Here is a 26,992-nt window from a genome sequence, read left to right as displayed (position 1 = left end):
ACCAGCGCTGACCACATCGCTCAGGCGACGCTCCGCTCGCCCGCGAGCCGCTCGTCGCGGTCGAAATGCAGCGTCGCGAAGGGCGATGCGTCGACCGCTACCTCTCCTGCGGTAATCGGCGTCACCGTCGCTGCCGGCTGGGCCTGCGCATAGCGGTCGATCATCCAGGCGCAGAAGTCCGCGAAGCCCTGCGGGTCCGCCGCCGGGCTGGTGTGATGCGGCGCAACGCCGAGATGCGCCGGCGTGAAGCAGAAGGTGACGGTCACCTCGAAATCCGCCAGCGCCTCCATCTGCCGGTCGAACCAGTCGACCGCATTTGGGCGGAAGCTGTCGGCCCACGAGAGCCCGGTGCGGATTCGCTTCGTGCCCAGCCGCTTCATCCAGCTCACCGCCTCGTCCAGCCGCGGGTCCTCGAAGTGGAACCATTGCATCAGGCCGATGTCGGCGGCGTGCGCGGCATAGGTTTCCAGCGCTGGCTTTGGCGTTCCGTCCTCGCGGATCATGCCGAGGTAGAAATGCCGGTAATAGGATGATCCTTCCGCCTCGCGGTGCCGCGTCTCCGCTCCCCAGCTCACCGGCAGGTCGAACAATGAATACCAGAAGATCCGCGGCACGCGGTGCTTCAGCAGCGCAGCGGTCTTCTCCAGCCCGAAGACCTGCACTTCCTCCGCCCCGAACGAGCTGACACCGACCTCGGTCACCCAGATCGGCTTGTCGGTCACCGCCTCGATCTCGGCGATCTTGTTCGGCCAGGCGGCAATCGGCCACAGGTTCCAGTCCAGCGGGAAGCCGTGCACCGCCACCGCATCGACCGCGTCCAGCGCGCCATAGTCCTCGATCCGGCGCAGCCAGTGCGGGTCGATCGGTGACATGCCGCCCAGCACGCGCGTCACGGCGGGATTGACGGCATGGATCGCATTCCCGGCGCGGACCACATGATCGGCGAATTTCGACCAGTCGGGGTCGATCGCCGGATCCCAGTGAGACTTGTTGTTCGGCTCGTTCCAGATCATCGCCGCTTCGATCATGCATCCCCCTCCGCTGTCTGGTGTGCGGGCGTTGCGCCCCTCGCCGGATAGACCGCCGCCTGCCCGCCCCAGTCGGCGTAGGGCACGGGCGCGACCCGGCACAGATAGACCTCGTCTTCCGGCTGCTCTTCGATGGTGAACCCCGCGGCGCGCAGCATCGCCTCGGATCCGGCGCGGTTGGGCGCCCACCAGTTGGTCCAGTCATCGGCGTAGCGCCGCTCGATGAAATGCATCTTGGGATAGCCGGGCTCGTCGAAGATCGGCGATGGCTCGAACGTCCCTTCCATGTGGAAGGGGTGGTTCTCCGGCACGTCGGCCACTTCGGTCGATCCGCGCTGCATCGTCTGGAACAGCAGCATGTCTCCCGCGACATGCTCGCGGATCAGGTCCAGCGCCAGAAGCGGGTGCCGTAGGTGATACAGCACGCCCATGAAGATCACGAGATCGAACCGCTCGCCCAGCGCCGCGACGTCATAGACGGAGAGGTTGCGGAACTCGATATTGTCGAAGCCAAGGGCCGTACACGCCAGCCGCGCTTGCGCCAGATAGCGATCGTCGCTGTCGATGCCGACGACGCGCGCCGCTCCGCGCCGCTTCATCTCCACCGAATAGAAGCCGGCGTTGCACCCGATGTCGAGCACCGTCTTGCCGCTGAGATCCGCCGGCAGCGCATGGGCGAAACGCTCGAATTTGAAGCGTGGATAATCACCCAGGAAGTGATCGGGCGCGGTGACGACACCATCGCCCAGATCGATATTGTGGAACCACGGCGCCAGCGCCTCCACCCGGCTGCGCAGCTCGCTCACAGTGCGCGCTCGTTGATCGAGACGACCCGCCCGCCGCCCGGATGCAGCGCGATCTCCGTCAGCGACGCGGGATCCACGTCGAACGACAGCAGCCGGTCAGCGTCCAGGCCCAGATAATGCGCCACGATCCCGCGGATCACGTCGCAATGGCTCACGCACACCAATGGCACGTCGCCGGCTGCCGCCTCGATATGGCGCACCGCGCGCGCCGTCGCGCTCTTCATGTCCTCGCCCCCCGGTGTCGACGCCGTGCCGCGTCGCGCATTCCACTCCTGCCACGCCGGATCGCCGGCCAAAGCATCGAACGGCTGGCCGGACCAGCTGCCGAAGTCGATCTCGTCGAGCTCATCGGCGTTCTCCACGCTCTGCCCGTGTGCGTCGGCGATGATCGCTGCCGTTTCGCGGGCGCGCTGCCGCGGGCTGGTGTGGATCGCACCAATCGTCGTGCCTGCCAGCCGCCCTGCCAGATGCTTTGCCAGCCGCCCGGCCTCGGCGCGGCCGGCTGCGTTGATGGCAATGTCGGATCGGCCACTCAGCACCCGGCCGAGCTCGTCATGGCTGGCGTGCCGCACGAGGAAAACGACCATCCCTCAGGCGCACACGAAATCGAGGATCAACATAGAAGCAGCAACATCGCACGAGTGCCAATGTTCCGCTGAGAAAGCCGCGTCCCTGATTAATGTACTTGATCCAGATTAACTTCCTGCTTCTTCTAAGAAATTTGCGGAACAAAGAAGATGAAGAAGATGTTTCCGGCTGAACTTGGGGTTTTCTGGTCGGAATAGCTGTTCGCTGTCAAGCGAACGGCCGTTGCGGACCCGTGGGAGGGCGGATGGAAAAGGTTCTGATCACCGGCGGCGCAGGGTTCATCGGGCGCTTCGTCGCTGACGAACTTCTCGCCCGCGGCAATCAGGTTCGCGTGCTCGATGCCCTGATCGAGCAGGTGCACGGTGAAACCGACGGGTCGCAGATGCTGAACTCGGAGGCGGAGCTGGTCCGCGGCGACGTGCGCGACAAGGCGGCCGTTTCGCGCGCGCTCGATGGTGTCGACAGCGTCATCCATCTCGCCGCCGAAGTCGGCGTCGGCCAGTCGATGTACGAGGTCGAACGCTACACCTCGACCAACGATGTCGGCACGGCCGTCCTGTTCGAGGCGCTGATCGACAAGCCGGTGCGCCGCGTCGTCACCGCTTCCTCGATGAGCATCTATGGCGAGGGGCTGTACCGCGATGCGGACGGCGCGACGGTCGAGGATGCCGAACGAAAGGGCCTGCGTGACGGGCTCATCAACTGGGAACCGGTCGACGGACAGGGCCGCCCGTTGGTGCCGATGGCCACGCCGGAATGGAAGCGGCCGAACCTCAGCTCGATCTACGCGCTCAACAAGTACGTGCAGGAACGCACCACCCACATCATGGCCGCGCCCTACGGGATGGAGGGCGTCTGCCTCCGCCTCTTCAACGTCTATGGCCCCGGCCAGGCGCTTTCCAATCCGTACACCGGCGTGCTGGCGATCTTCGCCTCGCGCCTGCTCAACGGCCAGCAGCCGATGATCTTCGAGGATGGCGAGCAGCGCCGCGATTTCGTCCATGTGACGGATGTGGCGCGCGCCTTTGCCGATGCGCTGGTTCTCCCGCAGGCGGCAGGCGGCACGTTCAACATCGGCTCGGGCAAGGATCGCTCCGTCACTGAGGTTGCCACCGAACTCGCCCGGGCCATGGGCAAGAACGATATCGCGCCGCAGATCGTCGGCAAGGCGCGGATTGGCGACATCCGTCATTGCTTCTGCGACACGAGCTATGCCGCCGATAAGCTCGGCTTCACTGCCAGCCAGGATTTTCAGGCCGGCCTTGCCGAACTCGCCGAATGGGTCGCGCAGCAGACGGCGCAGGACCGTGTCGAACAGATGCGCGCCGAGCTCGAGACGCGGGGTCTCGTCGCATGACGGACGAGGCCGATCCACGACCAGTCCTCGTCACCGGCGGCGCTGGCTTCATCGGTTCGAACCTCGCCGATCGCCTGGCGGCGGCGGGGCATGACGTCATCGTCTATGACGCGCTGTCCCGCGCGGGCGTCGAAACCAACCTCGAGTGGCTGGTGCAGCGCCACGGGGATCGCATCCGGCCGATCATCGCCGACATCCGCGACGAGGCGAAGCTTGCCGATGCGGCTGCCGGCGCCAAGGCGGTGTTTCATCTCGCCGCGCAGGTCGCGGTCACCACCAGCATGGTCGATCCGCGGGACGATTTCGCCATCAACATCGCGAGCACGCTTGGTCTGCTGGAGGCTCTGCGCACCCGCGCGCCCGAAACGCCGCTGATTTTCGCCTCCACCAACAAGGTCTATGGCGATCTCGCCGACGTGGACTTCGTGCTGGAGGGCGAGGCCTATCGCCCCGCCGATCCCGCCACCCGGGCGTATGGCATCGGCGAGACGCGGCCACTCGATTTCCACACGCCCTATGGCTGCTCCAAGGGCGCGGCCGATCAATATGTGCTCGATTATGCGCGCAGCTTCGGCCTGCGCACCGCCGTGCTGCGGATGAGCTGCATCTACGGCCAGCGCCAGATGGGCACGGAAGATCAGGGCTGGGTCGCGCATTTCCTAATCCGCGCGCTCGAAGGAAAGCCGATCACGCTGTACGGCGACGGCTATCAGGTCCGCGACATTCTGGAAGTGTCGGACGCCGTCGCCGCGTATCTAGCCGCGTGGCGGGACATCGATGCGATCGCCGGACGCGCCTTCAACCTTGGCGGCGGGCCGGACAATGCCATTAGCCTGCGTTTGCTGCTCGCCTATATCGGCGATCTGATCGGCCGCGAGGTCGATGTCTCTTTCTCGGACTGGCGCGCTGGCGACCAGCGCTATTTTGTGGCCGATACGCGCGCGGCAGAGTCCGCGCTTGGGCTCGGGCCAAAGGTCGATTGGCGTAGCGGCGTCGCGGCATTGGCACGCTGGCTCGCCGAGGCGCGCGGCATCAACGCGCCGATCGGCCTTCCCAACGTGGCCGCCGCATGACGCGCCGGCTGCTCATGACCGCCGACAGCGTCGGCGGCGTGTGGCAATATGCCACCGAACTCGCCCGCGCACTTCAACCGCGCGGCTATGATGTGACGATCGCGACGCTCGGCCCGCCGGCCTCGGCGACGCAGCGGGCTACGCTCGGCAGCGACATCACCTTGCTCGACACCGGCCTCCCGCTCGATTGGACGGCCAGCGACGCTGCCGCCGTGCTGGAAACCGGCGCCGCGATCGCACGACTCGCTGAGCAGCACGGTGCAGACGTGGTGCAGGTGAACCAGCCCGCCTTCGCTGCCGCTGCCTTCACCTTGCCGGTCGTCGCCACGGCGCACAGCTGCGTCGGAACTTGGTGGCAGGCGATGTTCGGCGCTGCGCCCGAACCCGCCGATTTCGCGTGGCAGACCGATCTGATGCAGCGCGGCCTCGAAAGCGCGGATCGGGTCGTTGCGCCAAGCCATGCCTTCGCGGCGGCGCTACAGCAACGCTACCGCCTCACCACGGCCCCGAACGTCGTCCACAACGGGCGGGCGGCGTTTGAATTGCCGCCGAAGGCTCCCGAGGACGCCGCCTTCACCGCCGGTCGCTTGTGGGACGATGCGAAGAACGTCGCGACGCTTGATCGCGCCGCCGCGCGACTTGCCATCCCGTTCCGCGCCGCCGGCGCGCAGCGCAATGCCAAGGGCCAGTTCCTCGCGCTCGATCATCTCGAGTTGCTCGGCCAGCTCGATGACGCGGGAATCGCGGAGCATCTCGCCGCGCGCCCGATCTTCGTGTCCGCCGCGCGGTACGAGCCGTTCGGCCTCGCCGTGCTCGAAGCCGCGCTCGCCGGCTGCGCATTGGTGCTGTCCGACATTCCCACCTTCCGGGAGTTGTGGAGCGGCGCTGCGATCTTCGTCGATGCCGAGGATGACGCCGGTTTCGCCGCCGCGGTGGCGGAGCTCGTCGCGGGGCCCGCGGACCGCCGGTTGCGCGGCACGCTCGCGCGCCGCCGCGCGCTGGAATTCACGCCTGTCCGCCTCGCCGCGGCGATGGATGCGCTGTTCGATGGCGCGGTGGCGGCACGCGCGAAGGTGGCGGCATGAAGATCGCCTATTTCACCCATTCGCTCGCTTCGTGCTGGAACCATGGCAACGCGCATTTCCTGCGCGGCGTGCTGCGCGATCTGAAGGCGCGCGGCCATGACGTGCGCGCGCTTGAGCCCACAGGTAACTGGAGCCTCGCGAACTTGCTGGCCGACGCCGGCGAGGCGGGGCTGGATCCCTATCACGCTGCCTATCCCGATCTTGCCTCGGACAGCTTCGATCCCGCGACCGATCCGGCCGACTTGGTCGGCGACGCCGATCTCGTCATCGTCCACGAATGGAACGAGCCGGCGCTCGTCGCCGCGATCGGCGCGCTGCGCGCCCGCGGCGGCCGCTTCACGCTCCTGTTCCACGATACGCACCACCGCGCCGTCAGCGATCCCGATGCGATCCGTGCCTTCGATCTCTCTGGCTATGACGGCGTCCTCGCATTCGGCGAAACCCTGTCCGAGGTCTATCGCCGCTGGGGCTGGGGTGATCGTGTCTGGACCTGGCACGAGGCCGCCGACACGCGCCACTTCACACCGCCAGCGGCCGAGGGCCCGCGCGAAGGCCTCGTGTGGGTCGGAAACTGGGGTGATGGCGAACGCACGCAGGAGATCGAGGATTTTCTCCTCCGCCCGGCACGCGATGCCGCCCTGCCGCTGGACATCTACGGCGTGCGCTATCCCGATGACGCGAAGGCGCTGCTCGCCCGCTACGGCGTCACCTATCGCGGCTGGGCGTCCAACGCCCGCGCGCCGGAGATCTTCGCGCGCCACCTAGCCACCGTACACGTGCCGCGCCGCTATTATTCCACCATCCTGCCTGGCATCCCCACGATCCGCGTGTTCGAGGCGCTCGCCTGCGGCATCCCGCTCGTTTCCGCCCCGTGGGACGATGCCGAACATCTTTTCCGCCCCGGCCAGGATTATCTTCTCGCCTCCAACACCGCCGAGATGACTGCTCACTTGCGTCAACTTCGAGAAGATCCGGCCTTGCGCGCGGCGCTCGTCGCCAACGGCCTCGAAACGATCCGCGCCCGTCACACCTGCGCGCATCGCGTCGACGAGCTGCTCGCCATCATCGCCACGCTCGCTGCGCCCGAACCCGCAAGGAAATCCGCGTGAAGATCGCATTTTACGGATCCAGCCTGCTCTCTTCCTACTGGAACGGCGCCGCCACCTACTATCGCGGCATCCTGCGCGATCTCGCCGCCCGCGGCTACGACATCACCTTCTACGAACCCGACGCGTTCGACCGGCAACAGCACCGCGATATCGACCCGCCCGAATGGGCCCGCTCGGTCGTCTACCCCGCCACCGAAGAAGCGATGCGCGGTGTCTTGGCGGAGGCACGTGACGCCGACATCGTCGTCAAGGCGAACGGTGTCGGCGTGTTCGATCGCGAATTGCTCGAAGGGATCATCGCACAGGCCCGCCCCGGCGCCTTGCGCATCTTCTGGGATGTCGACGCCGCCGCAACGCTGGACGAGATGCGCGCCGATCCCGCACATCCGGTGCGCGCCGCGCTGCCCGATCTCGACGTGGTGCTCACGTACGGCGGCGGCCCGCCGGTAATCGATGCCTATCGCGGTTTCGGCGCGGCTGAGTGCATCCCCGTCTACAACGCGCTCGATCCGACGACGCACTTTCCGGTCGCGCCGGATCCGCGCTTCGCCTGCGATCTCGCCTTCCTCGGCAATCGCCTGCCCGATCGCGAGGCACGGGTGGAGGAATTCTTCCTCAGGCCCGCCGCCGCGCTTCCCGGTCGCCAGTTCCTGATCGGCGGCAACGGCTGGGAGACGAAGCAGATGCCCGCCAATGTTCGGCACCGCGGCCATGTTTACACGGCCGAGCACAACGCCTTCAATTGCACGCCCAAGGCGGTGCTGAACGTGGCGCGAGACAGCATGGCCAATGTCGGCTTCTCGCCCGCGACCCGCGTGTTCGAGGCGGCCGGCGCCGCCGCCTGCCTCATCACCGACGCATGGGAAGGGATTGAGCAGTTCCTGAAGCCGGACGCCGAAGTGCTCGTCGCTCGTGACGGTCAGGACGTCGCCGATCACTTGGCCGCGCTCACGCCGGAACGCGCCCAGGCAATCGGCCAGGCAGCGCTCGCCCGCGTGCTCGCGGAACACACTTACACGTTGCGCGGCGCGCAGGTGGACGCCTTGTTCAAGGCCCATGCCCAGCGTCAGCGAGAAGCGGCATGAGGCTCGTCGTCCTCGGCCTCAGCCTTTCCTCCTCCTGGGGGAACGGTCATGCCACCACGTTCCGCGCGCTGCTCAAGGCCTTCGCCGCGCGCGGGCATGACATCCTGTTCCTCGAGCGCGACGTGCCGTGGTACGCCAGGCAGCGCGATCTCGCGAACCCCGATTACTGCCAGCTCGCCTTCTATGCCGATCTCGATGATCTCACGCGATGGAGCGGCGAGATCGCCGCCGCCGATGCGGTGATCGTCGGCTCCTATGTGCCTGACGGTGTCGCGGTCGGGCGCTTCGTCCAGGAGAAGGCGCGCGGCGTCACCGCCTTCTACGATATCGACACGCCGGTGACGCTGGCGAAGCTTGCGCGCGGCGACTTCGAATATCTCTCGCCCGAAGGCATTCCCGGATACGACGTTTACCTCTCCTTCACGGGCGGCCCGACGCTGGAGCTGCTTGAGGAAACCTACGGCTCACCCGCCGCCCGCGCGCTCTATTGCTCGGTCGATTCTGACCTGTACGCCCCAACGGGCGCCGCCAAGCGGTGGGACCTGTCGTATCTCGGCACCTACAGCCCGGATCGCCAGCCGACGCTGGAGCGGTTGTTGCTCGCGCCGGCGCGCGCGCTGCCGCAGCGGCGCTTCGTCGTCGCTGGCCCGCAATACCCCGCGGACATCGATTGGCCCGCGAATGTCGAGCGGATCGAGCATTTGCCGCCTGCCGACCATGCCGTATTCTACTCCGCTTCGCGCTTCACGCTGAACGTCACGCGCGCGGACATGATCGCGGCGGGCTGGTCGCCCTCGGTCCGACTGTTTGAAGCCGGCGCCTGTGGGACACCGATCATTTCCGACCTCTGGGACGGGATCGAGACCTTGTTCGCGCCCGGTCGAGAGATGTTGACCGCGCCCGACGAAGACACCGTCGTGGCGGCGATTGAAGGCGCGGACGCGACCGCGATGGGAGAGGCAGCGCGCGCACGCGTCCTGGCGGCCCATACCGCGTCGCACCGCGCAGCAGAACTTGAGGCGTATCTCGCCGAGGCGATGGCCTCGCGCCTCCAGGTTGCGGGGGCGGCATGACAACAAAACAAGAGGATCACGGGATGGAAGAAGGGAAGCGCGACGTCGTCCTCGTTGCGGGAGGGGCCGGCTTCATCGGCTCGCACCTCTGCCGCGCCTTGGTCGAACAGGGGCACGAGGTGATCTGCCTCGACAATCTGCAGACGGCGCGGCCGTCGAACCTGCGCCTGCTGGAATCGCTGCCAAATCTCCGCTTCGTCCAGGCGGATGTCACCCGGCCCCTGCCGGCCGAGATCACCGCCGCCACGCGGCGCATCACGCGGATCTACAATCTAGCCTGCGCGGCCTCGCCGCCGCAATATCAGGCCGATCCCGAACATACGATGCTAACCAATGTCGTCGGCACCCACCATCTGCTGCGCCTCGCGGAGCAGGCCGGCGCACGCTTCCTCCTCACCTCGACCAGCGAGGTCTATGGCGATCCGGAAGTGCATCCGCAGCAGGAGGGCTATCGCGGGGCCGTCAGCTGCACTGGCCCGCGCGCCTGTTATGACGAAGGCAAGCGCGCCGCCGAGGCGCTGACGTTCGATTATGCGCGCCTCGGCCGCGTCGAGGTGCGCGTTGCGCGTATCTTCAACACTTATGGCCCGAACATGCATCCGGACGATGGCCGGGTGGTGAGCAACCTCATCTGCCAGGCACTGTCGGGCAAGGACATCACGATCCATGGTGACGGCACGCAGACGCGCAGCTTCTGCTATGTCAGCGACATGGTCGATGGGCTGATGACGCTGATGGAAAGCGACATCGACGGGCTGGAGCCGGTCAACCTCGGCAACCCGACCGAACTGACAGTCAACGATCTGCTCGACCGCATCCTCGGCATCGTCGGCACGGAGGGCAGGGTGGTCTACAAGCCACTGCCGCAGGATGATCCGCGCCGTCGTCGGCCGGATATCAGCCGTGCCTCGGCGGTGCTCGGCTGGGCGCCCAAGGTGCCGGTCGACTATGGTCTGGCGCGGACCGCGGCATGGTTCGCGCAGGAGATTGGCGCCGCCGCGCCGGTCGGCCTTTCGGAAGCAGCGGAGTAAGCGTGGCGGACATGGTGGAGACGATGCGGGCGGCGCAGCTGTCCGCGCCGGGAGACATGCGGATCGTGGCGGCGTCGCTGCCCCAGCCGGGCGAAGGCGAGGTGCGCGTCCGGCTTGAAGGATGCGGGGTCTGCGCCTCGAACCTCGAGCCGTGGGCGGGACTCGAATGGCTGACCTATCCCGGAGAGGTCGGCGGGCTCGGCCATGAGGGCTGGGGCATCGTCGATGCGCTCGGCCCGGGCGTTGCGAATGTCGCCTTGGGAGACCGCGTCGCAACGTTATCTGGCCGCAGCTTCGCCGAATATGATCTCGCACGTGCCGACTCACTGGTCGCGCTGCCCCCCGAACTCGATGGGCAGCCCTTCCCCGGCGAGCCGCTCGGCTGCGCTTTCAACATCTTTCGTCGCAGTGACATTCAGCCTGGCCAGCAGGTCGCGATCATCGGCATCGGCTTTCTCGGTGCGGTGCTGACCAAACTGGCGAGTGACGCCGGCGCGCACGTCATCGCGATCTCACGTCGCCAGTCTTCGCTCGATCTCGCCCGTTCCTTCGGCGCCGCCGAGACGATCGTGATGGACGATCACTGGGCGATCATCGAGCAGGTGAAACAGCTGACCGACGGCCGGCTTTGTGATCGCGTGATCGAGGCGGTGGGCAAGCAATGGCCGCTCGATCTCGCGGCGGAGCTGGTGCGCGAGGGCGGCCGGCTCGTCATCGCGGGTTATCACCAGGACGGCCCGCGCCAGGTGAACATGCAGGCGTGGAACTGGAAGGGGATCGACGTGATCAACGCGCATGAACGCGATCCGGCGGTGTGCCTTCGCGGGCTGCGCGAGGCGGTCGACGCGGTCGCGTCGGGGCGGCTCGATCCGACGCCGCTCTACACTCATGTCTATCCGCTCGAACAAGTCGGCGACGCTTTGGACGCGACCCGCGACAAGCCGGACGGGTTCGTCAAGGCGCTGGTGACCTATGGTTGAGGCTGTGATGGAACGCCGCGCGCCCGCGCTTGCAACCGCCCGACCGCGCATCGGCTTCCTTGGCGTGGGATGGATCGGGCGCCACCGCATGGGGGCGATCTGCGATACCGGTCGCGTCGAGGCGGCAGCGATCAGCGATCCCTCCCCGGAGATGAGCGAGGAAGCCGCCAAGCTCGCGCCCGATGCGGCGATCTGCGCGTCGCTTGACGAGATGCTGGCGCTCGGCCTCGACGGACTCGTCATCGCCACGCCAAGCGCGCTGCACGCCGAACAATCGATCCGTGCGCTCGAGGCCGGGGCCGCCGTGTTCTGCCAGAAGCCGCTCGGGCGTAATGCTGCGGAAGCGCGCGCCGTTCTAGATGCGGCTCGCACCGCTAATCGCCTGCTGGCGGTTGACCTGTCGTACCGCTTCACCGCCGGCATGGAGCGCATTGCCCAGCTGGTGCGCAGCGGCGCCCTCGGGCGCGTCCACGCGATCGATCTCGTGTTTCACAACGCTTACGGCCCGGACAAGCCGTGGTTCTACGATCGCGCGCTGTCGGGTGGCGGCTGCGTCATGGACCTTGGCGTTCACCTCGTCGATCTGGCGCTCTGGGCGATGGATTTCCCTGCGAGCGAGAGCAAGGTCGATGCCTGGCTCACCGCCAAAGGTCAGCCTCTGCAAGCCAATGCTGTGGAGGATTTCGCCGTCGCCAGTTTCAGGCTCGCGGATGGCCCCATCGTACGCCTCGCTTGTTCGTGGCGGCTCCACGCGGGACGAGAGGCGGAAATCGGCGCGACTTTCTATGGCACCGAGGGCGGCGCTGCGCTGCGCAACGTGAACGGCTCTTTCTACGATTTCACTGCGGAGCATTATCGCGGCACGTCGACGAAGCTTTTGACCAGCCCGCCCGACGAATGGGGTGGGCGCGCCGCTGCCGATTGGGCAACACGTCTTGCGTCAGGTGCTCGCTTTGATCCCGCGGCCGAGCGCCTCGTCGACGTGGCCGACGTGCTCGACCGGATCTACGCCGCCGCCTGACCGGCGGTCAGGAAGCTTCCAGCATTTGTCGGATCCGGGTGGCGAGCGCTTCCATCGCGAACGGCTTGGTGATCATCTCCATGCCGGGCTCGAGGAAGCCGGAGGCGAGCGCGGCATTTTCTGCATAGCCGGTCATGAACAGCACCTTCAGCCCCGGGCGCTGCTCCCGCGCGGCATCCACCATCTGGCGGCCGTTCAGCCCCGGCAGGCCGATGTCGGTGACGAGCAGGTCGATCCGCTGGTCGGATTGCAGGATTTCCAGCCCGGACGGCCCGTCATCCGCCTCTATCGCATGATAGCCGAGCTCCTGCAGTTCCTCGACGATCAGGCTTCGCACCACCGCTTCGTCTTCCACCACAAGCACTACCTCACCGTCGTCGGCGTGATGGTCCTGCGTCAGCTGCGGCAGCGGCTCATGCTCCTCCTCCTCGCCGCGGTGGCGCGGCAGGTACAGCTTGAACGTCGTCCCCTGGCCAACCTCGCTGTAGATCTTGGCATAGCCTTCCGATTGCTGCGCGAAGCCGTAGATCATCGACAGGCCAAGCCCCGTGCCCTGGCCAATCGGCTTGGTCGTGAAGAACGGCTCGAACGCCTTGGCCATCGTGTCGGCATCCATGCCGATCCCGGTGTCAGTGACGCAGATGCAGACATATTGCCCCGGCTTCACCCCGCGTTGCGTCGCGGCGTAGCTGCTGTCGAGGTGTGCATTGCAGGTCTCGATCGTCAGCGTGCCGCCATCGGGCATCGCATCGCGGCCGTTGATGACGAGGTTGAGGATCGCGCTTTCCAGCTGGTTCGGATCGCACTTCGTCGTCCACAGCTCGCTGTCGAGCACCAGGTCCAGCTTGATCCGCTCGCCGATGGTGCGGCGGAGCATGTCCTCCATCGATGCGATCAGCGCGTTCGCGCGCACCGGCCGCGGATCGAGCGGCTGGCGGCGCGAGAAGGCAAGCAGCCGATGGGTCAGCGCCGCGGCACGCTGGGCGGCGGCCGATGCGCCGGCGATGAACCGGTCCAGTTCGTCAAGCCGCCCCTGCGCCACGCGACGCTGCACGATTTCCAGGCTGCCGGTGATCCCCTGCAGCAGATTGTTGAAGTCATGTGCGATGCCGCCAGTCAGCTGGCCCACCGCCTCCATCTTCTGCGCCTGCCGCAGTGCCGCCTCGGTCTCCGCGAGCGTCGCGGCCGCCTCCACCTCCGCGGTCACGTCACGGCCGAAGCCATAGAAGGTGCAGTTTTCTGGCACCGTGCTCCACTTGATGATCCGCTGGCTGCCGTCCTTGCAGCGCATCACCGTCTGATATTCGAGCAGCGGCGTACCCGCAGTCAGCTGCGCCACGCGCTCTTCCCACGCCGCCTCATCCTCGATGATGAAATCCGTCGTGCGCCGGCCCAGCGTCTCTTCACGGCCCCACCCCAGAACGCTGGTCCAGGATGGATTGACGTCGGCAATCCGGCCGGTGACGTCGGCCACCACCTTCAGCACTGGCGACAGCGTCCAGATTCGCTGGCGATCGCGCTCAAGCTGGCGCTCCTCGGTGATGTCGCGGCCGACGGCGTGAATGCGCCCTGCATCCGGCACCGCAGTCCAGGCGAGCAGCCGATAGTCCCCCGCCTTGGTGCGATAGCGGTTCTCGAACGCTAGCGTCGTGACGCCGCGGCTCAGCGAATCCAGTTCGCCGGCGGTCTCGCCAAGATCCTCGGGATGGATGAAGCTCGCGAGCGGCCGGCCGACCATCTCGTCCTCGCTCCAGCCCAGCATGCGCGTGGCGCTGGGATTCACCGCGGTGATGATCCCGTCCAGCGTGCACACCAGCAGCAGATCGCGCGAGATCGACCACAGCCGGTCGCGGTCGTTCGCCATCTGGCGGCTCGCCAGTACGCGATCGGTCGTCTCGATGACGACCGCGACCACGCCGATCGGCTGCCCTGCTTCGTCGAAGGCCGGGGAATATTCGAGGTCCGTCCACAGCACCTTGGGCGTGCCGTCACGGATCAGCGTCAGTTCCTGGTCGCGGTAGGAAAGCGTGCCGCCCTCGCGGTACACCTTCTGCATCACATTCGCGTTGAAGTCCGCCACCTCGTGCCAGCCTTCCAGCACGTTGGTGCCAAGTAGCGACGGATGCCGGCCGCCGGCGAACTGACGATAGGCGTCATTGTAGATCATGACGCCCTTGTCGCCCCACAGGGTGACGATCGGCACAGGCGAGTGAAGCACGAATGCCAGCGTCGTCTTCATGGCGCTGGGCCAGCTGCTGATCGGGCCGATCGGCGTTTTGGCCCAGTCGAATGCGGCGATCCGCTCCGCCAGTTCCCCGCCGCCGCTCAGAAAGGGCTCCGCACCGTTGGTCAGCATGTCGTTCCTGTACGGCGCGGCGAGTGGCGCTCGCGCTGCGATGGCCTAATTTCTTCGCCCGGGCAAACGCCGTCTGCCCGGGTACAGGATCAACATTTCATGTCGTTGATTGCTCCACCCTTTCCGACGACTACCCGCGCTTGGCAGCGATGTAGCGATTCACCTGTTCCTCGAGCACGTCGAGCGGCAGCGCGCCCTGGCTCAACACCGCTTCGTGGAAGTCGCGGATGTCGAATTTGAGGCCGAGTTCGGTCTCGGCCTTCTTGCGCAATTCCGCGATCTTCAGCTGGCCGACCATGTAGCTCGTCGCCTGGCCCGGCCAGTTGAAATACCGGTCGACTTCGCGCGCGATATCGGTGTCCGACACGGAGCTGTTGTTCTTGAAATAGGCGATCGCCTGCTCGCGGGTCCAGCGCTTGGAATGGATGCCGGTATCCAGCACCAGCCGGATCGCGCGCCACACCTGCAGCGACAGCATCCCGAAGCGCGAATAGGGATCCTTGTAGATGCCCATCTCGTCGGCCAGCCTCTCGGAATACAGGCCCCAGCCTTCCATGAACGCGCCATAGCCGCCGAACTTGCGGAACTTGGGCATGTCGGCCAGCTCCTGCTGGCGCGCGATCTGGAAATGGTGGCCTGGCGCACCTTCGTGCGCAGCGATGCCGGCGACCTGCACCTTCTGCGTCTGGTTCATGTCGACCAAGTTCACGTAATAGATGCCGGGGCGCGATCCGTCGGCGGACGGCGAGTTGTAGAAGGCGGTCGACGCCGTTCCCTCGCGCCACTTCTCTACCGCGCGCACTTCCAGCGGCGCCTTGGGCAGCACGCGGAAATATTTCGGCGCATCCGCCATCACCGCCGCGATCACCGCGCGCGCATCGCGCAGATATTCCTCCCGACCAGCCTCGGTATTCGGATATTTCAGCGTCGGATCGGTGCGGATCTTGTCGAAGAACTGCTCCAGCGTGCCATTGAAGCCCACTTCGCGCTTGATCGCTTTCATTTCCTGCCGGATCGCCGCCACTTGGGCGAGGCCGAGATCGTGGATCTGGTCCGCGGTCAGATCGGTGGTGGTCGATGCCTTCAGCCGATCGGCATAATAAGCCGCGCCGTCGGGCAGGCTCCACGCACCATAATTGCCGGTCGACTTCGGTTCGATCTCGTCCAGCGCGACGAACAGCAGGTCATAGCCGCGCTTGAACGGACCGGTAAGCGCGGCGCTCGCGTCGGCGATGAGCTTCTGCTTGGTCGCGGCCGACGCGTTCAGCGCGTCCACCTTCTTGCGGAAATCGGCGAGCAGCGTCGAATCCGCGCCATTGTCGAACGGCGCGCCGGTGATCACCTTGCGCGCGTCCGCCCGGGCCGGCGCGAAATTCACCTTGTTCGGGATGATCCCGGCGGCGGCCTGCTCGCGCATCGTGGCGGTCACTTCGCGCATCACGCGCTCGGTCTCGCGCAGCCGCGCGATATACGCCTGGGCGTCGGCGACGCTGTCCACCTTGTGGTTGTTGATCAGCAGCACGGGAATATCACCCGCCGGGCTGCCGTTGGTCGACACCGGGAAACGCAGCTTGCGGAAGCGCGCAGACTCCCGTTGCCGCTGCACCTCATGCTCGAACAGGCGGTAGCTGACGCGCGCATTCTCCCCCAGCTGCTCCGGGCGGAAGCGGGTCTGCATCTCCTTCAGCTGCCGTTCTGCAAGGGCCAGCGAGCGTTGGGATGCGGCATCGGTATAGTCGTCCAGCTTGTCATAATTGGTCTTGAAGCCAAGCTGAGTCTGCGATTCCGGGCTCAGCGCCAGCTGTTCGTCGAACGCCTTGTCGAGGAACGCCAGCAGCGCCTTGTCCTGCGCGCCGGGCTGCGGCGCCTGGATCGGCGGGGGGGCGCTTCCCTGGGCCAACGGCATGATCGGCAACAACAACAGCGAGAGAGCAAGACGCATGGGGATCTCCAACGGAATTCCCGCTTCTCGCCCGCCGCGTCTCTGCGTGCAACTGCGTTCCCGGTGCGCGCTCAGTCTCGTTCGCGCGCCGGATCGCTCCCGAACCATGCAAGCCCGCTCGCCGTGATCAGCAGCACGCTGCCCAGCGCCGCGCGATTGCGCCGCCGCAGCAGGGCGAGGCCGATCGTCGCCAGCGCGGGCGGCAGCGTCCCGAGCCGCGCTCCGCCACTGCGTGCGGCGACGCCGGCCGTCAGGCGGCTTACGGCAAAGCCGCGAACCACGGGCGTCCGCGGCGGCGGTGAACCCTCCCGCGGCCCCGCCAGGCCGCCTGTGGGCGCCACCGGCTCGTCGCCATCGCCAGCCACCGTATCAGCCGCATAGGCGCCGCGCTGGCCCATCGGCTGTTCCGGCCCGGTCGTCGTGTCGCGCACCGTCTGGCGCTCGAGCTCGCAATTGAACTCTGCGCCCAGCAGCAGGACATAGGCGGAAAGGTAGAGCCAGGTCAGCAGAACGATGGCCGCGCCTAGCGATCCGTAGGTTGCATCATAGCTGCCGAAATTCGCCACGTAGAAACCGAAGCCAAGCGTCATGATCAGCCAGCTGACCGCCGCGAGCACCGATCCGGGCGTCAGCCATCGCCATTTCGCCCCGTCACGGTTGGGGGCGAAATGGTACAGCGTGGCAGTGGCAGCCGCTCCGACGCCAGCCATCACCACATAGGACAGGATCTTGCCGAGCACGAGCAACACGCCCGGCGCGTTGGGGAATAGCGTCTCCAGCGCCGCCAGCGCGGTCACCGATACGATCGCCAGCAATGCGAGGATGAGCGCACCGACGGTAATAGCGAGCGCAAGCAGGTTCAGCGCCACGAACCCGCGCGTCTCCTCCTCGTCGTAAGCGATGTTGAGCGCGGTGATGATCGCGCTCGCACCCTTCATCGCGCCGTACAGCGCGATGCCCAGCGCGATGACGAGGCCGATGCCCTTCTTGTCGTCCGCTCCGTTGACGAGGTTCGCGAGCTGCTCGCCGATTAGCCGCGCGGCGTCCGCCGGCATCACCGACGCCAGCGAACGGACATTCTCCAGCACCGTCTGGGGTGTGGCCACCAAGCCATAAGTGAGCACGATCGCGCCCAGCATCGGGACGATCGCAAGCACCGCGCAAAAGGCGACCCCTGACGCGATCAGGCTCACATTGTCCTGCCCCGCCTCGCGCCAACTGCGCAGCACCACGTCCTTCCAGCCCCCCGCCGGGATCGCCCACGGTGTAGCCGCATGGTGCCCATGCGTGTTGGTGTCGCGCGTTTCCGGCGGGTGCTGCGGCGTTGGTTGTGGCGGCATGTCGTTGAAACTCCCGGCCAACCGAACAAGCCGACAGCCGGGACGTTCCGATCCGCCGCCGGAACGGCCATCCGTAACGCTCGTTTGGCAAGCTCCCCCCGCTTGGAGACATGCTTGATGCCGGCGTCCACCGCTCTTCCCGCCCGGGCGCTTGCTCCCATCGATCAGGCGCCGCTCCTACCGGTCGGGGGGGTCGCAGCGCTGGTTGCCGATGCACTGGAGCAGGCCGACGTGATGGTGGCTGCCAAGGACGAGGCGCGGGCCATCGCCGTCGCGCGTGCGCTCGCCGCAATGACATCTGCCGAGGTCGTCTTCTGCCCCGGGAGCGATGCGCTGCCGGGCGATGAGGCGCCGGCGTCGCCCGCAAACGTCGGTCAGCGCGTCGCGGCGCTGCGTCGCATTCATTCTCTCCGCCATGCTGCGGATCGGACGCACATCGCCTGCGTCACCACCGGGGAAGCGCTTGCCCGCGCCTATGCCGCGCCGGACGCCTTCCAAGCTGCTCCGCCGCGCGTCGCCCTGAACGCGCCGGTGGTGCTGGAGGAACTGTTCGACGAGCTGGTCGCAGCCGGCTACGTCAGCGACGAGCGCGTCGACGAGCCCGGCGAGGTCGCGCTCCGTGGGCAGGTGCTCGATGTCTATCCCGCCGATGCCGAGGAACCGATCCGCATCGAGGCGGAGAATGGTCGCATTGTCTCGATCCGCACCTATGACGCTGCCGATCAGCGCACGACCGGTGAGCGCGAGGTGCAAGAGCTGGGCCGTGTCGCGGAGCCAGCGACCGACGGCGCGGGCGCCCCGCTGCTCGACCACCTGCCAGGCGCCATGCTCGCGATCGAGCCCGCCGCGGAGGAGCGTCGCCGCCGCTTTCTTGCGCTCGCCGCCGATGCCGAACGCCGTCGCCCGCGCCGGGCACTTCGCGCCATCGTCGACGAGAAGCGCTGGCGTACAGTGGCGTCGGATCGCGCCATACTGCCACTCAGCGGTGCCGGCGATCCGCCGCCGCGCTTTGTCGAGGGGAAATCGCCGCTGCGCGCCCTCGCGCGCTTTGCCCGCGACGCACTGGCGGAGGGCGAGCGCGTCATCCTGCTCGGCAGCGCGCGCGATCTGCGCTTCCTGCGCCGCCGCATCGCGCGCGCGCTGAAGATGCAAGTGGGCGAGGTCGCCAGCTGGAGCGAGGCTCGCGCTGCGCCAGCCGGCACGCTGATGTCGCTGGAGGCAGCCGTAGACCGCGGTTTCCGCGTCGATGGTGTTGTTGCCATCGCCGCCGCTGATCTGCTCGGCAGCCGCGCTGATCGCGATGACGCGCATGCCGGCCCGGCGGACACGGCACTGTTCGGCCTTGCCGAAATCCGCATCGGCGATGTCGTCGTGCATGAGGACCACGGCATCGGTATCGTTACTGGGCTCGAGCCGATGCCGCAGACCGGAGAGGATGCGCCGGGCGACGCGATCGTCCTCACCTATGCCGACAATGGCGTTCGCCTGGTGCCGGTGGCGGAGGCGGACCGGCTGTGGCGCTACGGTGCGGATGCCGATGCGGTCAGTCTCGATCGGCTCGACGGCGCAAGCTGGGAAAAGCGCCGCACCGCGATCGACGCCGCCATCGCCGAAACTGCGCGCGGCATGACCGAACTTGCCGCGGAGCGCGCCAGTCAGACCGCGCCTGTGCTCGATCCCGATCCTGCCGCTTATGAACGCTTCGCCAGCGGCTTTCCGTTCAGCGAAACGCGCGATCAGGCGCGCGCGATAGAAGCGGTGCGCGGCGATCTTGCCTCGGGCAAACCGATGGACCGGCTGGTGATCGGCGACGTCGGTTTCGGCAAGACCGAGGTCGCGCTCCGCGCCGCTGCGCTTGCTGCGCTCGCCGGAAGCCAGGTCGCGATCGCTGCACCCACGACGGTGCTCGCCCGCCAGCATCTGGAGAATTTTACCGAGCGGTTCGAGGGCACCGATATCACGGTCGCCGGCCTGTCGCGCCTGTCCAGCGCGGCCGAAAAGAAGCGCGTGAAGGCTGGCCTTGCCGATGGGTCGATCCAGGTCGTGATCGGCACCGGCGCGGTGGCCGGAAAGGGGGTCACCTACAAGGATCTGGTGCTCGTCATCATCGACGAGGAGCAGCGCTTCGGCACGGCGGACAAGACACGGCTGCGCGAGCTTGGCGCCGGCCACGTGTTGACGCTCAGTGCCACCCCGATTCCGCGTACGCTGCAGGGAGCACTGATTGGTATCCAGCAGCTCTCGGTCATCGCCACGCCGCCTGCGCGCCGCCAGCCGATCCGCACGGTGGTCGGCGAATTCGACAAGGAAACCGTCCGCGCCGCGCTGCTGCGCGAACGTAGCCGTGGCGGCCAGAGCTTCGTCGTCGTGCCCCGGATCGAGGACATGGAGCCGCTTGGCGCCCTCCTCGAATCGTTGGTGCCCGAACTCGAGATCATCCAGGCGCACGGCAAAATGCCGGCGGCCGACATCGACGAGGCCATGGTACGCTTCAGCCGCGGCGACGGCGACGTGCTGCTCGCCACCAATATCATCGAGGCCGGGCTGGACGTGCCGCGCGCCAACACGATGGTGATCTGGCGTGCGGATCGCTTCGGCCTGAGCCAGCTCCACCAGCTGCGTGGCCGGGTGGGCCGCAGCAGCCGTCGCGGCCAGGTCCTGCTCCTGACAGAGCCGGACAAGGAAATCGCGCCCCACACGCTGAAGCGCCTCCGTACGCTCGAGGCGTTCGACCGCCTCGGCGCAGGCTTCGCGATCAGCGCCCGCGATCTCGACATGCGCGGCGCGGGCGATCTTCTGGGCGAAGCGCAGGCCGGGCACATGAAGCTGATCGGGATCGATCTCTACCAGCATCTGCTGGAAGCAGCGCTGCGCACCGCGCGCGGCGAGACGGTGGAGCGCTGGACGCCGGAGCTTCACCTCGGCATCGACGGCCAGCTGCCGGAAAGCTGGATCCCCGATCCCGAACTTCGCGTCACTTTCTACATCCGCCTTGCCCGCGCAGAAACCGCGGAGGAGGTCGACGCGCTGGAGGACGAGCTGGAGGATCGCTTCGGCACCATTCCCGACGCAGCGGCGCGCCTGCTCGCGCTTGCCCGGATCCGCGGCGCGGCGCGGGCACTCGGCATTGCCCGCATCGATTCGGGGCCCGCGGCGATCGCGTTGACGCCGCGACGCGACTTCACCGGCGATGGCGATGCGGCCGGGCTGGTGAAGAAGGGCGATCGCCTGCTTCTCGCCGAGCGGATCGAGGATGCGGCGGCTCGGCTCACCCGGCTGGAGGCGCTGCTCGACGAACTCGCCGCCTGAACGACGCGTCCTCGCGCATGCCGGCTCAAAAGTGTTGAACCATCAGCGCGTTGGCGCGTCTGATCGACAAGGCAGGAGAAAGTTTATGTCGCTCGACGATTTCGTTTCGACCGTTGCCGGTACCATCCGCAATGCGGCCACCGGCGCCACCGACACGCGTGTGCTGCGCGATCCGGTGCTTGCCCAGATTGATCGCGCCGCCAAAGCCTGGGGCGATGGCCGGGCGGGCGCATCCGACGAATGGTTCAGCCGGGATGGCGATCTGGTGGCCTTCTCGCCGCACCTCCCCGGCGGCGCGCCGCTCACGATCGATGGTCAGACGACAGTGTTTGTGCCGGCCGATCGGTTCGCGGCGTACCTCGCCAAGATGCGAGAGCAGGTCGAGGCCGGGGTGTTCGATCGCGAGATCGATGCTGGCCTGCACGGCTCCCCCAATGTCAGCGGCCTTGCCACGGTTCCGATGCCGGAGGCGCACGGCGGCAATACCGAAGGCAGCGGCGGCGACCGCATTTCGTAGCGCACCGGCGTCCCCATCCCCCCGATTCTGTCGCGGGCGGTCTGCCGTTCGTGAGTCATTCCAGCGCGGCAAAGATTCGGATCGGCGCACCGTTCATTGCCGCGACAGCCGCGCTGCGGCTATCATGGCTGATCGAGGCGCGCCTGCGGGGGAATGACCATGCGCAAGTTGTTGATAGCGGTTGGATTGATGGCGACGGTGCTGACCGGCGCTGCGCCGGCGCAGGTGCGGACGATCGATCCTAACCAGCCGATCGACGGCGATCTTTCCACCACCAATTCGCCACCACCGCCGCAGCCGCGCGCACCGGCGCAAACCTATCGCGAACCGACCTATACCGACGATACGCCGGTCGATCCGCCGCCGCCGCCGCCGCCGCCGCAGGATCGGGCGGCTGATGCGTCGCGCGCGCCGCTCCCGCCGCCCCAGCCCGAGGCGACGACCCAGGCCGCCGCCACCTTCAAGCGCGACGATCTGATCGGCGCTGGCGAGGGCGTATTCGGCAAGGGTGCCGAGGGATTCGCCTCGATCATCGAGAAGATCCTCAGCGAACAGGGCGAACCGAACGCCTATATCGCGGGCCGCGAGGCGGCCGGCGCCTTCGTGCTTGGCGTGCGCTACGGTTCGGGCGTCATGACCCACAAGGTCGAAGGCCAGATGCCGGTATATTGGACCGGCCCGTCGGTGGGCTTCGACGTCGGCGGGGACGCGAACAAGGTGTTCGTGCTCGTCTACAACCTCTACGATACCGCTGATCTCTATCGCCGCTTCCCGGCGGCGGAGGGGCGGCTCTATTTCGTAGGCGGATTTGCGGCGACGTATCTGCGCCGCGGCAATGTGGTGCTGATCCCGGTGCGGCTCGGCGTCGGCTACCGCGCGGGCGTCAACGTTGGCTATATGAAGTTCACCCAGAAATCGAACTGGCTGCCGTTCTGACGCGCCTTTCGTCCTGCACCGGATAATTCCCCATGCCCGGCAAATGCCCGATCTGCAGCGCGCCGTCCGTGCCGGAGCATGCGCCCTTCTGCTCGCGCCGCTGCAAGGATCGCGACCTCTTGCAGTGGCTCAGCGACGGTTATCGCATTCCGGGGCGAGAGATCGATCCGGATGGGCTGGACAGCCGCCGCGAGCCCGATTAGGGGGACCGCTCCCGCCGCAACGCCGGTGTGCCCAGGTAGCTCAGTTGGTAGAGCATGCGACTGAAAATCGCAGTGTCGGCGGTTCGATCCCGTCCCTGGGCACCACTTTCTCCCTTGCCATTACCTCTCCCGCATGACGTTTGACGGCAAGGTCGCGCTCATCACCGGCGCGAGCGGCGGGCTGGGGCGCGAGATCGCGCTCGGCCTTGCGCGCGCGGGCGCCCATGTCCTGCTCCACGGTCGCCGCGCCGACGAACTCCGGACGCTTGCCGATGAGATCGGCGCGCGCGGTGGCTCCGCAGAGATGCTGGCCTTCGATCTCACGGACGAAGCCGCCACCGCCACTGCGCTGGCTGGCGTCCCCCGAATCGACATCCTGGTGAACAACGCCGGTCACCGCGATCGCCGCCCAATCGCTGACCTCAATCGCGCGGCGGTGCGCCACCTGCTCGAGATCAACCTCTCGGCGCCGTTCGACCTCGCGCGCCTGCTCGCCCCGCGCCTGCCTGCCGGCGGGCGGATCATCAACATCAGCTCGATCGCCGGCCAGATCGCGCGCTCGGGCGACGCGGCCTACACCATGTCCAAGGCTGGGCTAGAAGGGCTGACGCGCGCGCTCGCGGCGGAGCTCGGCCCGCGCGACATCACCGTCAACGCCGTCGCACCGGGCTATTTCGCGACGGAAGCAAACGCCGCGATGGTGGATGACCCCGGCGTCGCGGAGCATCTCGCACGGCGAACTTCGCTCGGCCGCTGGGGCCGGCCGGCGGAAATCGTCGGCGCGGTGCTGTTCTTCGCGTCCGACGCCGCTTCTTATGTCACAGGGCAAGTGCTGGCGGTCGACGGCGGCTATCTTGCCCATTTCTGAGGGCGGTCGCCCTTAGCTGGGCGACCCGCGCTTCGCCTTCGCGCCGGCAAGGGCGGAGAGTACCCCGCGCATCGTGCGCACTTCCTGGCTCGTCCAGCCCGGCTTGGTCAGCAGCGTGCGCAGCGTGCGCCGCGTTGCCGGCGTGCGATCCGGCGGAAAAAAGAAATTCGCCGCCTCCAGCATCGCGTCGAGCTGCCCGATCATGCCGTCGAGTTCCTCCTGAGGCGCCGGCGGATCGAGCGCCACCTCGGGCGGCGACACCAGCGTCTCGCCCTTCGACCATTCATAGGCAACGAGGATCACCGCCTGTGCGAGGTTGAGGCTGCCGAACTCTGGATTGATCGGCACGGTCAGGATGGTGCGTGCCAGCGCCACGTCGTCGGTCTCCAGCCCAGATCGCTCGGGCCCGAACAGGATCGCGCTCCGCCCCGCCGCGGAGCGCATCTCGGCGGCGGCCTGTTCCGGCGTCACTACCGGCTTGGTGATGCCGCGCTTGCGCACCGTCGTCGCGTAGACGTTCGGGCAATCGGCCACCGCCTCGGCGACCGTCTCATAGACCTTTGCCCCGGCAAGCACGATGTCCGCGCCTGACGCTGCCGGCCCTGCCGCGGGGTTCGGCCAGCCGTCGCGCGGCGCGACGAGGCGCATCTCGGTCAGCCCGAAATTCAGCATTGCGCGCGCGGCCTTGCCGATATTCTCGCCCAGTTGCGGGCGGACGAGGACGATGACGGGCTTGGTGTCGGGCGTGGCAGTCATGCGGTGCGCCTATCCGCGGAGCGGGCATGGAGACAAGCGGGCCGCGCTGGCCACGCCGCTAGCCGCGCCCGACTTCCTCCACGGTGCCGGCGAATTCCTCGAAATCGCGCGCTTCGCTGAAATCGCGATAGACGCTGGCGAAGCGGATATAGGCGACCGAATCGAGGCCCTTCAGGCCCTCCATCACCATCTCGCCGATCCGCTTGGAGGTGACTTCCGCCTCCCCGCTGGTTTCAAGCTGCCGCTGGATGCCGCTGACGAGGCGTTCGATCGCCATCGCCTCGATTGGTCGCTTGCGCGCCGCAATGCCGATCGAGCGCAGCAGCTTCTCGCGCTCGAACGGCTCGCGCCGGTCTTCCGACTTCACCACGGTCAGTTCGCGCAGCTGGATCCGCTCGAAGGTGGTGAAGCGCGCTGCGCACCCTTCGCACTGGCGGCGGCGGCGGATCGCGGCGCCGTCGTCGGTCGGGCGGCTGTCCTTCACCTGGCTCGCATCATGGCCGCAGAAGGGGCAACGCATCGTCGGTTCGGTCTTTCAGGCGGGCCCGCCGGCCGCACATGGCAGCTGGCGGGCGGGCAGGGGGATCAGATCTTGTCGCGCCGCGCGTAGGCGACGCCGGCGCCCACCAGCGCGCCAAGCACCGGGCCGACGAACGGCACGGGGATCGCGATCACGGCGCCGATCGCGCCATATTTCGCCATCTTCTTGCCGAGGCCCGGCGTGTTCTGGACGGTGTTCTGGACTTCCTCGATCTTGGACACGTTCACCTCACTGATAGATGGGGAAACGAGCGCATAGCGCGCGAACTCGTTCCCGCACCGCAGCTTCGACGTCCGGGTCGCCCTTCTCGCCCTTCTTGGCGAGGCCGTCGAGCACGTCGGCCACCATGTTGCCGATCTCGCGGAATTCGGCGGTGCCGAAGCCGCGCGTCGTGCCGGCCGGCGAACCGACGCGGATGCCGCTGGTCTTCATCGGCGGCAGCGGGTCGTTGGGGATGCCGTTCTTGTTGCAGGTGATGCCGGCACGCTCCAGCGCCTCGTCCGCATCCTTGCCGGTGACGCCTAGAGGGGTGAGGTCCACCAGCGCCAGATGCGTGTCGGTGCCGCCGGAAACTAGGTTCGCGCCGCGCTCCTTCAGCGTGGCCGCCAGCACCTTCGCATTCTCCACCACGGCGGCAATGTAGCTCTTGTACTCCGGCTGCAGTGCCTCATTGAAGGCGACTGCCTTCGCCGCGATGACGTGCATCAGCGGCCCGCCCTGCAGGCCCGGGAACACCGCCGAGTTGATCTTCTTCGCGATTGCGTCGTCGTCGGTCATCACCATGCCGCCGCGCGGGCCGCGCAGGGTCTTGTGCGTCGTGGTGGTGACGACATGGGCGTGACCGAACGGCGTCGGGTGCAGCCCGCCGGCAACGATGCCCGCGAAATGCGCCATGTCGACCATGAAGAACGCGCCCACCTTGTCGGCGATCGCGCGGAAGCGGGCGAAATCGATCTGGCGCGGATAAGCGGAGCCGCCGGTTATGATCAGCTTCGGCTTGGTTTCCACCGCCAGCCGCTCGACCTCGTCATAATCGATCAGGTGCGTGTCCGGCTTGACGCCATATTGCACCGCGTTGAACCACTTGCCGCTCATCGCGGCGCGCGCACCGTGCGTCAGGTGCCCGCCAGCGTCCAGGCTGAGGCCCATGATCGTCTCGCCGGGCTTCACCAGCGCCAGCATCACCGCGCCGTTCGCCTGTGCGCCCGAATGCGGCTGCACGTTGGCGAAGCCGCAGCCGAACAGCTGCTTGGCGCGGTCGATCGCCAGCTGCTCCACCTCGTCGGACGGGTGGCAGCCCTGATAGTAACGTTTGCCGGGATAGCCCTCGGCATATTTGTTGGTGAAGACGGAGCCCTGCGCTTCCAGCACTGCCTTGGAGACGATGTTCTCCGATGCGATCAGCTCGATCTGCGTCTGCTCGCGCTCCAGCTCATGCGCCACACCGGCAAATACTGCGGGATCGGCGTCGGCAAGGCCGCGCGTGAAGAAGCCATCAGGCTGCACGTCGTTGAGATTGGCCGGGTTCGTGCTCATGCGGGCTCCCTTTCGGATACGGGGGGCGTGCCGAGCTTCTCGACGCGCTGGGTGTGGCGGCCGCCGGCGAAGGCGGTGCTGAGGAAGGCGGTGATGCAGGCCTTGGCCATGTCTTCGCCGGTGAGGCGAGCGCCAAGCGCGACGACGTTGGCGTCATTGTGTTCGCGGGCCAGTGCCGCGGACAGCGGCTCGGAAACGAGCGCGCAGCGCACGGCGGGGTTGCGGTTCACGGCGATGGAAATGCCGATCCCGGAACCGCACAGCGCAACGCCGCGCTCGACATTGCCGTCAGCGACGGCGGTCGCCAGGCGGTAGCCGAAATCGGGATAATCAACGCGGGCGTCTGTCTCGGGCCCAAGGTCGAGGACGTCATGGCCGCACTCGCGCAGCCAGGCGGCAAGCGTCGCCTTCAGCGCGACGGCGGCATGATCGGAGGCGATGGCGACTCGCAT

25 protein-coding genes and 1 tRNA gene are annotated in these 26,992 nt (G+C 67.2%); 15 read left to right on the top strand and 11 right to left on the bottom strand.

The annotated features are described in order from the left end of the window. Nucleotides 1-20: 20 nt before the first annotated feature. From ACH0CP_RS04720 to ACH0CP_RS04710, 3 genes are read right to left on the bottom strand one after another with little or no spacing between them, the layout of a single operon-like run. Complete coding sequence (locus ACH0CP_RS04720) at nucleotides 21-1,028, bottom strand: glycosyl hydrolase (protein ID WP_294442569.1); 1,008 nt, start codon at nucleotides 1,026-1,028, stop codon at nucleotides 21-23. After that, complete coding sequence (locus tag ACH0CP_RS04715) at nucleotides 1,025-1,834, bottom strand: TIGR04290 family methyltransferase (RefSeq protein ID WP_294442568.1); 810 nt, start codon at nucleotides 1,832-1,834, stop codon at nucleotides 1,025-1,027. The genes ACH0CP_RS04720 and ACH0CP_RS04715 overlap by 4 nt, the downstream gene beginning before the upstream one ends. Further along, nucleotides 1,831-2,421, bottom strand: coding sequence for a histidine phosphatase family protein (locus tag ACH0CP_RS04710; RefSeq protein WP_294442567.1), 591 nt, complete (start codon nucleotides 2,419-2,421; stop codon nucleotides 1,831-1,833). The genes ACH0CP_RS04715 and ACH0CP_RS04710 overlap by 4 nt, the downstream gene beginning before the upstream one ends. A 245-nt stretch (nucleotides 2,422-2,666) precedes the next feature. On the opposite strand from ACH0CP_RS04710, the gene ACH0CP_RS04705 reads away from it, so the two are divergent. The 9 genes from ACH0CP_RS04705 to ACH0CP_RS04665 are packed head-to-tail and all read left to right on the top strand — an operon-like array spanning nucleotide 2,667 to nucleotide 12,236. Then, nucleotides 2,667-3,779 (top strand): SDR family NAD(P)-dependent oxidoreductase, encoded by a 1,113-nt coding sequence (locus ACH0CP_RS04705; RefSeq protein WP_294442566.1) that lies wholly within the window; start codon nucleotides 2,667-2,669, stop codon nucleotides 3,777-3,779. Beyond that, on the top strand, nucleotides 3,776-4,852 hold the full coding sequence (locus tag ACH0CP_RS04700; protein ID WP_294442565.1) for an SDR family NAD(P)-dependent oxidoreductase: 1,077 nt from the start codon (nucleotides 3,776-3,778) through the stop codon (nucleotides 4,850-4,852). Before ACH0CP_RS04705 ends, ACH0CP_RS04700 begins: the two co-directional genes overlap by 4 nt. Next, nucleotides 4,849-5,937 carry a glycosyltransferase family 4 protein gene (locus ACH0CP_RS04695; protein WP_406888365.1) on the top strand — a complete coding sequence of 363 codons (1,089 nt, stop codon included), beginning with the start codon at nucleotides 4,849-4,851 and terminating at the stop codon, nucleotides 5,935-5,937. The genes ACH0CP_RS04700 and ACH0CP_RS04695 overlap by 4 nt, the downstream gene beginning before the upstream one ends. Beyond that, nucleotides 5,934-7,046 carry a glycosyltransferase gene (locus ACH0CP_RS04690; protein WP_294442563.1) on the top strand — a complete coding sequence of 371 codons (1,113 nt, stop codon included), beginning with the start codon at nucleotides 5,934-5,936 and terminating at the stop codon, nucleotides 7,044-7,046. Before ACH0CP_RS04695 ends, ACH0CP_RS04690 begins: the two co-directional genes overlap by 4 nt. Continuing rightward, complete coding sequence (locus tag ACH0CP_RS04685; protein ID WP_294442562.1) at nucleotides 7,043-8,131, top strand: glycosyltransferase; 1,089 nt, start codon at nucleotides 7,043-7,045, stop codon at nucleotides 8,129-8,131. The genes ACH0CP_RS04690 and ACH0CP_RS04685 overlap by 4 nt, the downstream gene beginning before the upstream one ends. Continuing rightward, a complete protein-coding gene (locus tag ACH0CP_RS04680) occupies nucleotides 8,128-9,204 on the top strand; it encodes a glycosyltransferase (RefSeq protein WP_294442561.1) in 1,077 nt (358 codons plus the stop codon). Before ACH0CP_RS04685 ends, ACH0CP_RS04680 begins: the two co-directional genes overlap by 4 nt. Before the next feature lie 23 nt (nucleotides 9,205-9,227). After that, the gene (locus ACH0CP_RS04675) at nucleotides 9,228-10,235 is read left to right on the top strand and encodes a UDP-glucuronic acid decarboxylase family protein (RefSeq protein WP_406875850.1); all 1,008 of its coding nucleotides are present in this window, start codon (nucleotides 9,228-9,230) and stop codon (nucleotides 10,233-10,235) included. A gap of 11 nt (nucleotides 10,236-10,246) precedes the next feature. Beyond that, entirely contained in the window at nucleotides 10,247-11,215 is a 969-nt protein-coding gene (locus tag ACH0CP_RS04670; protein ID WP_294442621.1) for a zinc-binding dehydrogenase, read from the top strand. A gap of 7 nt (nucleotides 11,216-11,222) precedes the next feature. Beyond that, complete coding sequence (locus tag ACH0CP_RS04665; RefSeq protein WP_294442559.1) at nucleotides 11,223-12,236, top strand: Gfo/Idh/MocA family protein; 1,014 nt, start codon at nucleotides 11,223-11,225, stop codon at nucleotides 12,234-12,236. A 7-nt stretch (nucleotides 12,237-12,243) separates the two neighbouring features. Here the strand turns inward: ACH0CP_RS04665 and ACH0CP_RS04660 are convergent, their stop codons facing one another. The 3 genes from ACH0CP_RS04660 to ACH0CP_RS04650 form a co-directional block, all read right to left on the bottom strand. After that, complete coding sequence (locus ACH0CP_RS04660) at nucleotides 12,244-14,592, bottom strand: PAS domain S-box protein (protein WP_294442558.1); 2,349 nt, start codon at nucleotides 14,590-14,592, stop codon at nucleotides 12,244-12,246. 130 nt (nucleotides 14,593-14,722) lie between these two features. Further along, nucleotides 14,723-16,534, bottom strand: a complete 1,812-nt coding sequence (locus tag ACH0CP_RS04655; protein WP_406875852.1) for a DUF885 domain-containing protein — start codon at nucleotides 16,532-16,534, stop codon at nucleotides 14,723-14,725. Nucleotides 16,535-16,605: 71 nt separating this feature from the next. Next, nucleotides 16,606-17,874, bottom strand: a complete 1,269-nt coding sequence (locus ACH0CP_RS04650; protein WP_294442557.1) for a YihY/virulence factor BrkB family protein — start codon at nucleotides 17,872-17,874, stop codon at nucleotides 16,606-16,608. Between the two features lie 117 nt (nucleotides 17,875-17,991). On the opposite strand from ACH0CP_RS04650, the gene ACH0CP_RS04645 reads away from it, so the two are divergent. The 6 genes from ACH0CP_RS04645 (at nucleotide 17,992) to ACH0CP_RS04620 (ending at nucleotide 23,707) form a co-directional block, all read left to right on the top strand. Beyond that, a complete protein-coding gene (locus ACH0CP_RS04645) occupies nucleotides 17,992-21,183 on the top strand; it encodes a helicase-related protein (RefSeq protein ID WP_294442556.1) in 3,192 nt (1,063 codons plus the stop codon). 85 nt (nucleotides 21,184-21,268) lie between these two features. Further along, on the top strand, nucleotides 21,269-21,700 hold the full coding sequence (locus ACH0CP_RS04640; RefSeq protein WP_294442555.1) for a hypothetical protein: 432 nt from the start codon (nucleotides 21,269-21,271) through the stop codon (nucleotides 21,698-21,700). A 153-nt stretch (nucleotides 21,701-21,853) separates the two neighbouring features. Next, a complete protein-coding gene (locus ACH0CP_RS04635; RefSeq protein ID WP_406875853.1) occupies nucleotides 21,854-22,636 on the top strand; it encodes a DUF1134 domain-containing protein in 783 nt (260 codons plus the stop codon). 32 nt (nucleotides 22,637-22,668) lie between these two features. Next, nucleotides 22,669-22,839 (top strand): DNA gyrase inhibitor YacG, encoded by a 171-nt coding sequence (locus ACH0CP_RS04630; protein ID WP_406875854.1) that lies wholly within the window; start codon nucleotides 22,669-22,671, stop codon nucleotides 22,837-22,839. A 29-nt stretch (nucleotides 22,840-22,868) separates the two neighbouring features. Continuing rightward, nucleotides 22,869-22,944: transfer RNA gene (locus ACH0CP_RS04625), tRNA-Phe, on the top strand. 28 nt (nucleotides 22,945-22,972) lie between these two features. Then, entirely contained in the window at nucleotides 22,973-23,707 is a 735-nt protein-coding gene (locus tag ACH0CP_RS04620) for an SDR family oxidoreductase (protein WP_406875855.1), read from the top strand. Between the two features lie 12 nt (nucleotides 23,708-23,719). Here ACH0CP_RS04620 and ACH0CP_RS04615 read toward each other — a convergent pair whose 3' ends face one another. The 5 genes from ACH0CP_RS04615 to rpiB form a co-directional block, all read right to left on the bottom strand. After that, nucleotides 23,720-24,463 (bottom strand): RNA methyltransferase, encoded by a 744-nt coding sequence (locus ACH0CP_RS04615; protein WP_406875856.1) that lies wholly within the window; start codon nucleotides 24,461-24,463, stop codon nucleotides 23,720-23,722. A 58-nt stretch (nucleotides 24,464-24,521) separates the two neighbouring features. Next, nucleotides 24,522-24,983 carry a transcriptional regulator NrdR gene (gene nrdR / locus ACH0CP_RS04610; RefSeq protein ID WP_406875857.1) on the bottom strand — a complete coding sequence of 154 codons (462 nt, stop codon included), beginning with the start codon at nucleotides 24,981-24,983 and terminating at the stop codon, nucleotides 24,522-24,524. A 65-nt stretch (nucleotides 24,984-25,048) separates the two neighbouring features. After that, nucleotides 25,049-25,225, bottom strand: a complete 177-nt coding sequence (locus ACH0CP_RS04605) for a hypothetical protein (protein ID WP_406875858.1) — start codon at nucleotides 25,223-25,225, stop codon at nucleotides 25,049-25,051. A gap of 7 nt (nucleotides 25,226-25,232) precedes the next feature. Then, complete coding sequence (glyA, locus tag ACH0CP_RS04600; protein ID WP_406875859.1) at nucleotides 25,233-26,540, bottom strand: serine hydroxymethyltransferase; 1,308 nt, start codon at nucleotides 26,538-26,540, stop codon at nucleotides 25,233-25,235. Then, the gene (rpiB, locus tag ACH0CP_RS04595) at nucleotides 26,537-26,992 is read right to left on the bottom strand and encodes a ribose 5-phosphate isomerase B (protein WP_406875860.1); all 456 of its coding nucleotides are present in this window, start codon (nucleotides 26,990-26,992) and stop codon (nucleotides 26,537-26,539) included. The genes glyA and rpiB overlap by 4 nt, the downstream gene beginning before the upstream one ends.

The organism is Sphingomonas sp. 179-I 2A4 NHS (genome assembly GCF_045369135.1).
Classification (GTDB): domain Bacteria; phylum Pseudomonadota; class Alphaproteobacteria; order Sphingomonadales; family Sphingomonadaceae; genus Sphingomonas.
The sequence above is the reverse complement of the archived record's forward strand: the minus strand, read 5'-3'. Positions and strand labels throughout refer to the sequence as shown.